Source organism: Enterococcus nangangensis (assembly GCF_005405245.1).
Taxonomy (GTDB): Bacteria; Bacillota; Bacilli; order Lactobacillales; family Enterococcaceae; genus Enterococcus_J; species Enterococcus_J nangangensis.
Map to the genome: position 1 here is coordinate 104247 of NZ_BJDR01000003.1, position 13588 is coordinate 117834.

A 13588-nucleotide genomic window follows, 5' to 3' on the forward strand; every position below is an offset into this window, starting at 1 on the left:
TGACTAGTACAAGCTTGTCATCCTCTCTTCGCAGTTTTAATTTTCCTTAGGGATAGGCCGCGTTGTTTCCCGCACCATAAGTTGCGGTAAGAAACGGCGAAAGCCTTGTGAAGCACCATTTTCATTAATTTTTTTCACTAGGAGCTCACCGCAAACTTCTCCCATCTTGGTGATGGCTTGTTTACAAGTCGTTAGCTTCGGGGAGCTCACTTGGTCTAAGAAGACGCCGTCAAAGCCAATTACTCCAAAGTCTTGTGGAATCTGGCCCCCCATAGCTAAGATGCCCCGCTCAATACCAATTGCTAAGCGATCAGAGCTGCAAATAAAACAGGTATCCGGCGCAAAGTGCCACCAATTTTCCATAATATAGTTTTGGGTTAACGTTGAGCGATTTTTAAAGCGTAAAATTTCAGGGAGCTGACCTCTTTCTTCCACCACTTGCCGGTAGCCGGCCTCACGAGATAACTCAAAAGATTCATTGACATCCATGCCGATATAGACTAACTTTTGATAGCCACAAGCTACCGCGTGCTTAGTAGCCATCACGGTACCGTATTGATTATCGCTATCCACAAAGTCAATGCCCGCCGTATTTTCCCCAAATAAAATCACCGGTTTGGTTAAAGACTTGATCCATTCAAAATCGCCAGAGCGAAAACCGGTAATAATATAGCCGTCGCAAGTGCCATTATCCACTAAAGGATCCGTTACAAATTGTAAAGAGTAATGGGCCTGACCTACTGCTTTAGCAATCCCCATCAACAAATACATATAGTAGGGTTCAGTGGTGTCAATTTCTTCTAAAATCAACAACTTGACAATTTGCGAACGGTGGTTGACTAGTGCTTTAGCGGCGATATTGGGCGTGTAATCTAACTCCTTCATGGCTTTAAAAACTAAATCTTTTAACTCTTCCGTGACTTGTTCTGGATGATTAATTACGCGGGAAACGGTCATTTTTGAGACATTCGCCCGTTTGGCAACGTCAGCCAAAGTGGTCATGGGTCATCCCCTCTTTTCTTAAACTGGTTCTAAAACGACAGCAAGGGCGTCGTAAGGTGCTAAATGTAATTCAAGTTGGTGGTCATTCAAAGCCGATCGATTGGTAATTACTACTCGTTCCACTGCCCGCGGTAGCGTAAAGACAGCTGCTTCTTTACTGAGGTTCGCCACTATGAGTAAAGTTTCCCCTTGATAGGAACGCTCATAAGCAAAAACATTGGGAGCACTGGCTAATAAAGTGAAATCCCCCCAAACCACTAATGGCCAAGCTTTTCTTAAGGCAATTAATTGTTGATAGGTATAAAAGATGGAGTCTGGTTGTTCTAAGGCCCGTTGCGCATTTATGGTTAAATAATCTTGTGTGATGGATAGCCACGGTGTGCCTGTGGTAAAGCCAGCTTGCAGCTGGTCATTCCATAAAAATGGCGAACGAGCGGTGTCGCGCCCCATCCGGTTAATCATCGCCAAGACTTCTGCCATGGTGAAGCCACGGGCGAGACGTTCTTGGGCCATATTTAAAGACTCAATATCGGCGACTTCGGCTAAGGAGTTCACTTGGCGATTCACCATGCCAATTTCTTCCCCTTGATAAATATAAGGTGTCCCTTTCATTAAGTGTAACAAAATTGCCAAACATTTGCCCGATTTTTCCCGTAAAATTCCTTCCGCACCGAAACGCGAAATGACCCGTGGCAAATCATGATTATTCCAAAATAAGGAATTCCAGCCTTCATCCCCTAAAGTCGTCTGCCACTTAGCTAAAATATTTTTAAGTTGGGGCACGTCGAAAGGACGACTATCCCACTTTTCTTTGCCGGGCACTTGGTCGACTTCCATCGTCTCAAATTGAAAGACCATGGAAAACTCGTGACGCTTTGGATTGGAATAAAGCTTGGCGATTTCCGGTGTCGCCCCCCACGTTTCCCCCACCGTCATCACGTCGTACTTGCCAAAGGTTTCACGATTCATCTCTTGCAAGTAGGCGTGAAGTTGCGGTCCATTATTAATAATTTTTCGGAAAGGCTCCTTGCCAATTTGGTCGATGACATCTAAACGAAAGCCCCCGATGCCCTTAGCTAACCAAAAATTCATCATGTCATAAATTTCGACCCGTACTTGGGGATTTTTCCAATTTAAATCTGGTTGTTTTTTACTAAACATATGGAGGTAGTATTGCTCCGTAGCGGCTTGGTACTCCCAGGCCGAACCTGAAAAAACGGAGGTCAAATCATTAGGTGGCAAGTCTCCTTGCCCATCCGCCCAAATGTAGTAGTCGCGATAAGGATTATCTTTTGACTTTTGGGCCGCTTGAAACCACGGGTGCTCATCGGAAGTATGATTGACTACTAAATCCATAATCAAGCGAATGTTGCGCTTTTTAGCTTCGACGATTAATTTATCCATATCCGCCATCGTGCCAAATTCGGGCATAATGGCGCGATAATCAGAAATATCGTAGCCGTTGTCGTCATTAGGAGACGCGTAAACAGGGGACAGCCACAGCGCTTCAATCCCTAGTTCAGCTAAGTAATCCAGGCGACTAATAATTCCCGGCAAATCCCCAATCCCATCGCCATTACTATCTTGAAAAGAACGGGGATAAATTTGGTAAACGATAGCTGATTGCCACCAATGAGCTTGTTTCATGTAATGTCCTCCTCGCTATTATTTGCTGGCGTTACTATTTTGTAAAGACGCGCTTCATAAGGAGTCAAGTGATGCGTATCTCCTAAACTTTGGGTCACCTCAACATTACTCAACAATAGTTCGGCGTTCTCCACTTGTTGGGGCAAAGCCAGCATGGCAATTTGTGGTGTTAAGTTCACCATCACTAAAAAGCGCGTGTCTGCTATTTGTCGCTCGTAGACAAAGGTCTGCTGATTTTCCGGTTGGAAGTCTGTAAAGCGGCCTTTGTTTAAAGCCGGATTATTTTTTTTCAAGGTTAAAAGCTCTTGATAAAAACAAAAGAGGGACTGCGAATTTTTTAAGTTGGTGGTGACGTTTAAATGCTCTTTATTGGGGTTTACTTGAAACCACGGTTGCACGTTGGAAAAACCGGCAAACACACTTTCATCCCATTGCATCATGGTGCGGGCATTATCACGGGTCGTCTTGCCGACTAAGCTAAGGGCTTCTCTTGGCTCAAAGCCGGTGGTCACCAACTCGTGATAAAAATGCCGCGAGTCCACCGCATCAAATTCCGTTGGTTGCGTGAAGGGATAATTTTCCATGCCAATTTCTTGGCCTTGGTAAATAAACGGCGTGCCTTGGAGCAAGACGTACATCATAGCTAGTGCTTTTCCCGCTTTTTCCTCCAAATTTTTTGGCGGCTGTAATAAAGAAATACTGCGGGGCAAATCGTGATTTTCCATATAAAGAGCGTTCCACCCCCGACCATCGGCTAAAGCTTTTTGCCAGCGCACCAAGGCCGCTTTTAACCCCACCACATCCAGACTGTCTGCGGCCGTCTTTTTCCATAAATCCAAATGATCAAATTCAAAAATCATGTCAAAGTAGCCATGAGGGCCCACCCAAGCTGGGGCTTGGGCGGCCGTCACACCAGAAGCTTCCCCCACCGTTAAACAATCATAATGCTTAAAGACCGTCCCCAGTTCTTGTAAGAAAAGCTCAATGCCGGGGACATTTTGAAAATTAGCGAAGGGCCGTAGCGCATCATAAGGCGTTGACCACGGTGCTTTTTTAATATGGGAAATCGCATCAATGCGGAAACCATCGACACCCATTTCTAACCAAAAGGTGACGATGTCTAAAACTTCTCGCCGCAACGCTGGCACTTCCCAATTCAAATCAGGTTGCTCTTTAGCAAAAGTATGGAAATAATACTGTTGACTAGCTTCGTGCCACTCCCACACCGAACCCCCAAAAATTGACAGCCAATCGTTAGGCGCCTCTGGCATTTGCGTTTCCTCATTAAAAATTGGCTTTTCCCAGATATAGTAGTCGCGATATTTACTAGTGGGATCAGCGAGGGCTGCTTGAAACCAAGGGTGTTGATCTGAAGAGTGATTCACCACTAAATCTAAAATAATTTTTAAATCTAGCGCATGAGCTGCGGCTAATAATTCTTTAAAATCCGCCAACGTACCATATTCGGGCGCGATGTCCCGATAGTCGGCAATATCATAGCCATTGTCTACATTAGGAGATGGATGAATAGGATTCAACCAAATAAAATCCACCCCTAATTTTTTTAAATAAGGCAGACGTTGCTGAATACCCTTTAAATCACCAATTCCGTCGCCATTACTATCTTGAAAACTACGGGGGTAAATTTGATAGCCCGTAGCGTGTTGCCACCATTTTGTCATCTTGCACCTCTTACTTTGTTATAAAATGTTACCGCTCACAATTTTTTTAATTGAAACAAATGATCACCTGTGAAGTCGACTAAATTAGCATGAACTTCATCTGCTAATGGTAAATTTTCTTTCGTACCGACACCTACTACGTACATGCCGCCAGCTTTCCCCGCTTCACAACCTGCTAAGGCATCTTCAAAAACGACACAAAACGTTGGCGCAAGCCCTAACTTTTCGGCGCCTTTTAAGAAAACTTCGGGATCTGGTTTGGCTTTTTGTACATCATTGCCATCGACTATCGCATCAAAGTATTGATCTAAGCCGGTGCGCTTTAAAATTAAGGGCGCATTTTTACTAGCTGAGCCGAGACAAATTTTAATTTTTTCTTGTTGGAGATGGGTTAATAAGGCGGTGACCCCTGGTAAAATTTCCGTTGCATCCATCTTTTCAATGTAGCTGACATATAAATCATTTTTTTCTTGCGCAAATTTTTCTTTGGTGGCCGTATCATATTGTTGGTCGCCTAAAGAGAGTAAAACGTCTAAAGATGCCATACGAGAGACGCCTTTTAAGCGTTCGTTGTCTCGTTCCGTAAAGTGAATGCCTAATTTTTGTGCCAGCGCTTGCCACGCTAAGAAGTGATATTTGGCGGTGTCGACTAACACGCCGTCTAAATCAAAGATTGCCCCTTGATACATGGTGATGACCCCTTTCAGCCGACGACTATCGGCTTATAAATTTCGTTAAAATGACGATTTATCACTTCATTCTAGCAAGTCCCTTTTGCTAGCGTCAACTCACGTCAAGCCTGCAAATAGCGGAAAAGTCCTGAATTTTTTTATTTTTTGTTATTTTTCTTGGGGAAAAGATTTCTTTTTGTTAGACTGGTGATACACTAAGAAAAAACTTTTGCTGAAGGAGTAGACGATGCAAAAAATAAAAATAAGCTTTCTCGTTCTTTTAGGCTTTTTCCTCTTAAGAGCTTGCAATACGCAGCCAAATTCTGACTCGACTAGCACTACTACAAGCTCCACCACCGCCACTAGTGAAGCACCTGCCACTGAGACTGCTACCATCACCTTAATGAAAGGTGACAAAACTTTTGACGAAAAGACCGTGCACTTCGCTGAAGGTGCCAGCTTACTAAAAGTTTTAAAAGCCAACTTTAAAGTGGAGGAAGTCAACGACTTTATCTTAAGCATTGATGAGCTGGAACAAGATGAAAAAAATAATTACTACTGGATTTTCGCAGTCAATGATCATACGGTCACTACCGGCGCTGGTGAAACGATTTTAAAAGATGGTGATCAGGTCACCTTCACTTACGAGGAATTTAAGTAGCATATTTTTACGAGACTTAGTAGGCCAATGCGCTACTAAGTTTTTTATCAGTCTTAAATTATCAGAAAATATTGACAACAAACTTTTCCGGGAGTAGACTGAGGTCAATTTAACATTTGGGCGCAGGCTGACTAATGTGCCCTAAGGAGGAACCCCATGAATATTTCTTTTGAAGTCCGACCAGGAGCCAATCGTTATGTCAGTGGCGAAAATGTTTTACAGGAATTGCCCCAATACTTAACCAACTTTACGCAAGTTGCGGTGATTACCGGACCCACTTCGTTTAAAATTTTTGCCGCCTACTACAATACTGAGCTTGCCTACCCGCTTTTTTATTATGACGGTAGTGCCAGTAATGAAGATGCCGCCCGTTTAGCACAAGAAATTGGCACGGCTGAAGTTATTATCGGGATTGGGGGCGGTCGCGTTTTAGATACGAGTAAATTAGTCGCTGAAATTCTCGGTTGCAAACTTGTTGCCGTACCGACGCTGATTTCTAATTGCGCTCCTTATACGCCGATTGCCGCTGTCTATCATCCTGACCATACTTTTAAAGATATTCAATATTTTCAAGATGCGCCCTTTTTAACTTTGGTGGATTATCGCTTTTTATTAGCTACACCGGTGGAATATTTAATTGCTGGCATTGGTGATACGGTAGCGAAATGGTACGAAATTGAAGGCATCACGCGGCGCTTAAGTGCCGACACTAAAAATGCTGGCGTGCGTTTAGGGATTGCCAGTGCTAAAGAAATTAAAAATATTTTATTGGCAGACTCCCTTGCTGCCTTAGCCGCACTAAAAGAACAAACGGTGACCCCAGCTTTTGGGCGCATTGCTGACACGGTGATTGCTTTAGCCGGCACGGTGGGGGGCTTTGCCGTTAACTTTGGGCGGACAGCCGGCGCTCATGCCACCCACAACGGTCTTTCTTATTTACCCGCCACCCACGAAATTTTCCACGGCGCTAAAGTAGCTTACGGTGTCTTAGTCCAATTGAGTTATACCGGCGATTATGATGAGATTGCCCAGCTCTTACCTTTTTATCACGCTGTTGGGTTACCCACTTCTGTTACCCAATTAAATCTTGGCGCATTTGACGCTGAAACTTTAGCCCCAGTAGCGCAGTTAGCCGCGGATCCTACCGATTACTTTAATTTGATTGATCCGGCAGTTACTGGCGAAAAAGTTTTACAGGCCATCGAAAAACTAGAAACATTTATCGCTAAAAATTAAAATATTTAGGCGCACGGCGTTAAGAGCTGTGCGTCTTTTTTAGGGCAAAAAGAAAAACTGAAGTTATCATTGACATTTGGGCCCAGGCTCGCTAGACTTATTAAATGAATTGACAATTGAATAACGCCTCAGCAAATTGAGGTAGAGGTCGCGGAGATCATTAATCCTGTGGAGTGGAAAGTCACGTGGAAACAGGCCTAGGGTGATCCGCCGAAATGTGCGAAAAAACTTTCGTTTCGTATGTTGGGACACAGGTCAATAGCCTGCGAACTGTCTTAGCGTTTCGCTAAGTTGTGCTATGTTTTTGTGAAGAGGTATCTTCAATCCCGGTAGCGGCCTGCATAATGATGTGCGGCGGCTTTTTTTATTGTTAAATTTAAGTCAGGTTAGAAGAGAAAGGATGAAGAGAATGAAAAAAAGAGGACTGTGGCTGTTAGCTTTATTGGCCTTGATGAGCATTAATATTTTTAACGTTCAAGGGGTCGCAGCTGATGAAAAAACGCCGACAGATGAATTTCGAGTAGGGATGGAGGCTGGCTATGCCCCCTTTAACTGGACACAAAGTACGGACGCGAATGGGGCCGTTCAAATGTATCAATCCACTTCTTATGCCGGCGGTTATGACGTCCAAATCGCGCAAAAAATCGCCGACGGTCTCGGTAAAAAATTAGTGATTGTCAAAACAAAATGGGATGGCTTGTCCCCTGCCTTACAATCTGGCACGATTGATGCGATTATTGCCGGCATGTCCCCAACAACAGAACGCCGTAAAGAAATTGATTTTACTGATGCGTATTATGAATCACAATTAGTGGTGGTGGTACGACAAGACGGCCCTTTTGCTAATGCCCAAAGCTTGGCAGACTTAAGTGGTGCTAAAATTACTGCGCAATTAAACACCTTCCATTATTCCGTCATTGACCAAATCCCTGAGGTGCAAAGAGAAACCGCCATGGATAGCTTTTCGGCGATGCGGGCGGCGCTAACCGCCGGCATTATTGATGGTTACGTCAGCGAGCGACCGGAAGGCGTCACAGCGACAGCCGTGGATAGTCACTTTAAAATGTTAGAGTTTACCCCAGAAAATAATTTCCAAACTTCACCTGAAGATGTGCAAGTGGCGGTGGGAATGCGTAAAGGTGACTCCGATGTGGCCCGCGTGAACGAAATTTTAGCCACCATTTCCAGCGCGGAACGCAGCGCCTTAATGGATCAAGCAATTCAAGATCAACCCGCTGACACAACGGCCGCTGCTACTAACCCTTCTTTTTTCACTCAAGTTAAAACCATTTGGCAACAATATGGCAATTTATTTTTACGGGGAGCTGGTTTAACCTTACTGGTGGCTTTAGTGGGAACCGTTGCCGGAATGATGATTGGCTTATTAGTAGGCGTCTTCCGCACTTTACCTAAAGCCCACCATGCCCTCACCCGCTTTTTGCAAAAACTCATGAACATTTTGTTGTCCATTTATATTGAAGTCTTCCGAGGAACACCCATGATGGTGCAAGCTATGGTTATCTTCTATGGCGTACCGATTTTATTAGGCTTACAATTGGATCGCACCTTTGCCGGACTGTTCATCGTCTCCATCAACACCGGCGCTTATATGTCAGAAATTGTGCGAGGCGGCATTTTTGCTGTGGACAGCGGCCAATTTGAAGCTGCTCAAGCCATTGGCATGACGCACGGTCAAACGATGCGCAAAGTTGTCTTGCCCCAAGTTTTACGGAACATCTTGCCGGCTACGGGCAATGAGTTTGTCATTAACATTAAAGACACTGCTGTTTTAAGCGTGATTGGTTTTGCCGACCTCTTCTTCCAAGGAAATTCCGCGGCAGGTTCCAACTTCCTCTTCTTCCAAACCTTCACCATCATTGGGATTATCTACTTGATTCTCACCTTTACCATTACCACGATTTTGCGCGCCGTGGAAAAGAAAATGGATGGACCTAGCGCCTACACGCAAATTACTGACGAGACGACAACTGACCAGGAGGTAGCCTAAGTTATGGAAAACATTATTGAAATCAATCATTTGCAAAAAAGTTACGGTAAAAACGTCGTCTTAAAAGATATTAGTTTACAAGTTAAACCTGGGGAAGTCGTGACGATTATCGGCGCTTCTGGTTCTGGGAAATCCACTTTCTTACGCTGCATTAACTTGCTGGAACAACCGACTGGTGGCGAAATTATTTACAACCAAGAAAATGTACTGGCCGCAAAATATAACTTGGCAAAATATCGTACGCACCTAGGGATGGTTTTTCAATCCTTCAACTTATTTAACAACATGAACGTCTTAGAAAATTGTATGACGGGCCAAATGACGGTGTTAAAGCGCAACAAAGAAGAAGCACAACAAGTTGCTCTCAAAAACCTCGAGCAAGTGGGGATGAGCCGTTTTATTAAAGCCCGGCCTAACCAACTTTCTGGCGGACAAAAACAACGAGTGGCTATCGCCCGTGCCCTTTCCATGAACCCTAACGTCTTATTATTTGACGAGCCAACTTCGGCTTTAGATCCAGAAATGGTAGGAGAAGTCTTGAGTATCATGCAAAAATTAGCCCACACTGGTTTAACTATGCTGGTGGTGACTCACGAAATGGGGTTTGCTAAAGAAGTTTCCGACCGCGTGATTTTTATGGACAAAGGCTTGATTGCCGAAGAAGGCACGCCAGAACAAATCTTTAACCACCCGCAAGAAGCCCGCACCAAAGAATTTTTAGGGCGCGTGTTGAAATAAAGTTAAAAAGCACCGCCAACTATCAAACAGGACAGTTGGCGGTGCTTTTTGGTAATTATTTTTGTTTTTGCAATTGAATCATTTGGAAACTTTGTTGGCCTAAGACTACCGTGAAGCGGCCATTTTCTAAGCGGGCGGTGTGCGCTTTTTGCGGCACGACTTTTAAAGGTTCAGCTTCGGTATTTTCAGCCTTCAAATCAGGATGGTGTAGGACCACTTGCTCTACAACTTGGTAACCCTCATATTGACGCAAGTCACAGCTGACTTCTAAGTCTTCTGCTAAATCTTTATTCACGGCAAAAATCGTTAAAGTTTCATCGTCATTGGCTAAGACCACCGCGTCTAGATACGGCGCATCGCCGCGGCTGCATTCATAAGTAGGACTTTGCACCAAGGTTTGTAGCACTTCACCGCGACCGTGGTTACTAATCATTTCAAAAGGATAAAAAATTGTTTGTTTCCAAGCAGCGGTATCGCTAGTCATAATCGGTGCAATTACATTGACTAATTGGGCTAGACAAGCAATTTTCACACGATCGGCGTGGCGCAATAAGGTAATCATCATGCTGGCGACCATTAAGGCATCTTCAAAGTTGTACACATCTTCCAACTGATGAGGATGCTGGCTCCATGGTTCAATTTTAGTATCTTGCTCGTGGGAATGGTACCAAACGTTCCATTCATCGAAGGATAAATGAATATCTTTTTTCCCCCGTTTTTTCGCTTTGACAAAATCACAAATGGCGACGACTTGCGAAATAAACTGATCCATGCCCAAAGAGTTGGCGAGAAATTCTGGTGTGTCGTCGTTAGGATTGCCGTAGTATTGGTGCAAGGAAAGATAATCCACTTCATCGTAGCATTGGGAAAGTACCGTGTCTTCCCACGTCCCAAAAGTTGGCATGTTTAAAGCCGAACTACCACAAGCGACAAGTTCGATCGTCGGATCAATTTTTTTCATGGCTTTGCCGGCTTCTTGCGCTAGCCGGCCATATTCCATGGCAGTCTTGTGCCCTTCTTGCCAAAAACCATCCATTTCATTACCCAGACACCACAACTTGATATTGTGGGGATCTTTTACGCCGTGTTTTTGCCGCAAGTCGCTGTAATAGCTGCCCCCTTTAATATTGCTGTATTCCACAATATTTTTCGCCGCTTCAATCCCCCGCGTGCCAAGATTCACAGCCATCATGGGTTGGGTGCCTACTTCTTTGGTCCACGCCATAAATTCATTCAAACCAAACTGGTTGCTCTCCACAACTTTCCATGCTAAGTCCAATTTAGCTGGCCGCTCTGCTTTAGGACCAACACTATCTTCCCAACGGAAACCAGAAACAAAATTTCCCCCTGGATAACGGACAATTGGCACGTTTAGTTGGCGAATTAAAGCCGCCACATCTTTTCTAAGACCATTTTCATCAGCCAAAGGACTTCCCGGTTGGTAAATGCCTTCATAGACGCAACGACCTAAATGTTCCACAAAGGAGCCATAGAGGCGGTCATCGACTTTCCCGAGTAAAAAATATTTATCAATGGTAATTTGTGCTTTTTTCATTTTGCGAAACCCCTTTCTTTACTCTTATTATAAAGACTTGCCCTTGATAAAAAAATATCTTTTTGTCTGCTACAATTGACTTTTTCTCCGCTTCTTCTATACTGAAGGAAAATAGACAGCAGGGGTGTAAAATATGGCTGAAAAATTTACCGTGAGCTTTTGTGGCTTTGATACCTATAATCCCGATGGTGACGTTATCTATCGCCCTAAAGGTTTAGGCAAATATTTATTTTTATTGATTTTGGCTCCGATGGAATTTACTTTTCCCGATGGTCACAAAGAGTTAGCTGAAGCTGGCGCGTGCCTTTTGTACACCCCCACGACGTTTCAACACTATCGCGCACCCCAAACTTTTTTTAATAGCTATGTGGAATTTGCCAGTGACCTTCCCTTAGAAGATATTTATCATTTGCCCTACAACCAACTTTTTTATCCTTCAAATACCGCTGGCTTAAACCATTTGTTGCAAAAAATTTATCAAGAGTACGTTAACCATTTGCCCCATAGTACGACCCTTTTAGCCAATTATCTGGAAGAGTTGTTCATCACGTTAGAACGTAGCGGACACACCCAGCACTTTATTCAAGAAAATGCTGAGCTTTATCCCCGCTTTTTATCCACTCGTTTGATGATGCTGAGTCGCTGCGAAAAACAATGGACGGCAGAACTGCTATGCACCAAACTGGCCTTAGGGAAAAGCCAATTTTATAAGCTCTATAAAGAATTTTTCAACGCTACCCCAAATGAAGAACTCACCCAAGCTCGGATGCAAAAATTCTTGTACCTCTTAACTAACGATGCATTATCCATTAAACAAGCCGCCTATCAAGCTGGATTTCAAAACATCCAACACTTTAATCGCTTATTTAAAAAATATTATCATTGTTCGCCGAAGGAGTATCGACAGCGAAAAATTTTATTGTAAGTAAAAAACGCGGCCTAGCACAAAATTGCTAAGTCGCGTTTTTATTTTTACTTAGAGGGGCAAGTCTTTTTTCTTAAACCATTCTAGACCCATGATATAAAGACACAGACCTAAAAGGGCTAAAATGATAAATTGAACCAGATATTCCCCGTTTCCGGTAATTGCGGTAGGGTCAAACAAACTATTTAACGACAAGTATTTTAAGACTTCCAATTGTTCGCTGGTTTCCGCTAATATTTTAAAGAGGAAAAAGGCAATAGGGAGACCTGCGCCAAACATCATGGAGTACTTCGTTAAATTAAAAATACAAGATGCGGCAAAAGAAATACTGCTAATAGCAAATAATAGTAAGAAGAGTCCTAGGTTCATGGTTAAATATTCCCCCATGTCAAAATCTAAACCCTCGTCCATCGCGATTTCTTTTGTTGCCAATTGTTGATTAATTGCCGCCACAAATTGTTCTTGTGGAATTTGTGCAGCCTGCTCCGCTGCGGCTAAGGCTTCATCATTATTCTTTAAATCTCCCAACTTATCTTGTAGCTCTTCGGCATCAATTTTCATGGTTTTAGCAGCTGCCGTCATCCCGGCTAATAGTTTTTCTTGTAAAGCGCTAGCTTGCTGGGTATCGGTGGCTTGAGCGATTTGTTGCGTTAATACAGCTTGATATTGACTCGTTTCCATATTCATTTTAGCCGCTGCCGCTTTTAAGGCTGCTGCATTAGCTAAAATGAGTTGGGGATTTTTCTTAACGGTTTTAACGTCCTTATCCAGTTCATCTGCTGCCGCTTGGTTCGCTTCTTCCGTCATTTTTTGCAACAAGTAAGCTTGATAGATATCTTCATCAATATCTCGCGCTTTAGCTCCTTGAGTCACTGCTTTTTCATCGGCATAAATCAAATAATGATTATCATCCAACTTTTCCTCACTAACCCCTAAATAATCAGCGGTAGCCGTAACATCTGCCGTACGGGCTTGTGAGAAGACACCCCCATGGGCAACTTGAGCCGTGGTTAAGCCGACCCCTACCGTGACCCCCACCAGGTCAGCCATCGCCGAATTTTCAATCATACTAGAGACACTGACCATCGCTTTAGGATCATAGACGGCAATAATCAACGCACTCACAGCACTCATCACGATGGTAAAAATTAGCCAAAGAACATAATTCGCTTTTAACGTTTGTTTAAAAATCGTTTTGTTAAACATAAATACAACTCCTTAATATAAACTCTTAAAGTATTGTTCCAATGAATATTTCTGTTCATGAATAAATTTCAATTGGAACTGGCAGATGAATTGCGTAAAGGAATTAATCTGCTGATCTTGGACTTCAATAATCACTTGTTTTTGCGCTGGTCGTTTTTCACGGAAAACAAAAGGAGCACGTAAGAAAACCCTCGGATAATTATCCGAGGGCTTCTTTGATATTTGCGCATGCTGTTTTATTGCTCGCTGAATCGGAA

At 43.4% G+C, this 13588-nt stretch carries 12 protein-coding genes and 1 riboswitch; of the genes, 5 read left to right on the plus strand and 7 right to left on the minus strand.

Annotated features, from left to right (window positions below; genetic code table 11):
• Nucleotides 1-36 precede the first annotated feature (36 nt).
• From FFM57_RS02205 to pgmB, 4 genes are read right to left on the minus strand one after another with little or no spacing between them, the layout of a single operon-like run.
• Nucleotides 37-1002 carry a LacI family DNA-binding transcriptional regulator gene (locus FFM57_RS02205; RefSeq protein ID WP_137598893.1) on the minus strand — a complete coding sequence of 322 codons (966 nt, stop codon included), beginning with the start codon at nt 1000-1002 and terminating at the stop codon, nt 37-39.
• 18 nt (nt 1003-1020) lie between these two features.
• Complete coding sequence (locus FFM57_RS02210) at nt 1021-2649, minus strand: glycoside hydrolase family 13 protein (RefSeq protein WP_137598894.1); 1629 nt, start codon at nt 2647-2649, stop codon at nt 1021-1023.
• Nucleotides 2646-4331 carry a glycoside hydrolase family 13 protein gene (locus tag FFM57_RS02215; protein ID WP_137598895.1) on the minus strand — a complete coding sequence of 562 codons (1686 nt, stop codon included), beginning with the start codon at nt 4329-4331 and terminating at the stop codon, nt 2646-2648. Before FFM57_RS02215 ends, FFM57_RS02210 begins: the two co-directional genes overlap by 4 nt.
• Nucleotides 4332-4366: 35 nt before the next feature.
• Nucleotides 4367-5020: a beta-phosphoglucomutase gene (gene pgmB, locus FFM57_RS02220; RefSeq protein WP_170999858.1), complete on the minus strand. Its 654-nt coding sequence runs from the start codon at nt 5018-5020 to the stop codon at nt 4367-4369.
• Nucleotides 5021-5249: 229 nt separating this feature from the next.
• Here pgmB and FFM57_RS02225 point away from each other — a divergent pair, with 229 nt between their 5' ends.
• The 4 genes from FFM57_RS02225 to FFM57_RS02240 all read left to right on the plus strand — a co-directional run bounded on the left by FFM57_RS02225 (nt 5250) and on the right by FFM57_RS02240 (nt 9645).
• Nucleotides 5250-5663, plus strand: coding sequence for a DUF4430 domain-containing protein (locus FFM57_RS02225; protein WP_137598897.1), 414 nt, complete (start codon nt 5250-5252; stop codon nt 5661-5663).
• A 156-nt stretch (nt 5664-5819) separates the two neighbouring features.
• Nucleotides 5820-6899 (plus strand): iron-containing alcohol dehydrogenase family protein, encoded by a 1080-nt coding sequence (locus FFM57_RS02230; RefSeq protein ID WP_137598898.1) that lies wholly within the window; start codon nt 5820-5822, stop codon nt 6897-6899.
• 134 nt (nt 6900-7033) lie between these two features.
• Nucleotides 7034-7206: riboswitch (Lysine riboswitch) on the plus strand.
• A 102-nt stretch (nt 7207-7308) separates the two neighbouring features.
• On the plus strand, nt 7309-8907 hold the full coding sequence (locus FFM57_RS02235) for an ABC transporter permease subunit (RefSeq protein ID WP_137598899.1): 1599 nt from the start codon (nt 7309-7311) through the stop codon (nt 8905-8907).
• A 3-nt stretch (nt 8908-8910) separates the two neighbouring features.
• The gene (locus tag FFM57_RS02240) at nt 8911-9645 is read left to right on the plus strand and encodes an amino acid ABC transporter ATP-binding protein (RefSeq protein WP_137598900.1); all 735 of its coding nucleotides are present in this window, start codon (nt 8911-8913) and stop codon (nt 9643-9645) included.
• A 55-nt stretch (nt 9646-9700) separates the two neighbouring features.
• Here FFM57_RS02240 and arfA read toward each other — a convergent pair whose 3' ends face one another.
• The gene (gene arfA / locus FFM57_RS02245) at nt 9701-11200 is read right to left on the minus strand and encodes an arabinosylfuranosidase ArfA (protein WP_137598901.1); all 1500 of its coding nucleotides are present in this window, start codon (nt 11198-11200) and stop codon (nt 9701-9703) included.
• A gap of 133 nt (nt 11201-11333) precedes the next feature.
• Between arfA and FFM57_RS02250 the strand changes: the two genes are divergently transcribed.
• Nucleotides 11334-12125 (plus strand): helix-turn-helix transcriptional regulator, encoded by a 792-nt coding sequence (locus FFM57_RS02250; RefSeq protein WP_137598902.1) that lies wholly within the window; start codon nt 11334-11336, stop codon nt 12123-12125.
• A gap of 51 nt (nt 12126-12176) precedes the next feature.
• On the opposite strand, the gene FFM57_RS02255 is transcribed toward FFM57_RS02250, so the two are convergent.
• Together FFM57_RS02255 and FFM57_RS09895 are read right to left on the minus strand one after the other, a co-directional pair.
• Nucleotides 12177-13331: a hypothetical protein gene (locus FFM57_RS02255; protein WP_137598903.1), complete on the minus strand. Its 1155-nt coding sequence runs from the start codon at nt 13329-13331 to the stop codon at nt 12177-12179.
• 12 nt (nt 13332-13343) lie between these two features.
• Nucleotides 13344-13588 (minus strand): hypothetical protein (locus FFM57_RS09895; RefSeq protein ID WP_371851233.1); only part of this gene is annotated, 245 nt, incomplete at its 5' end.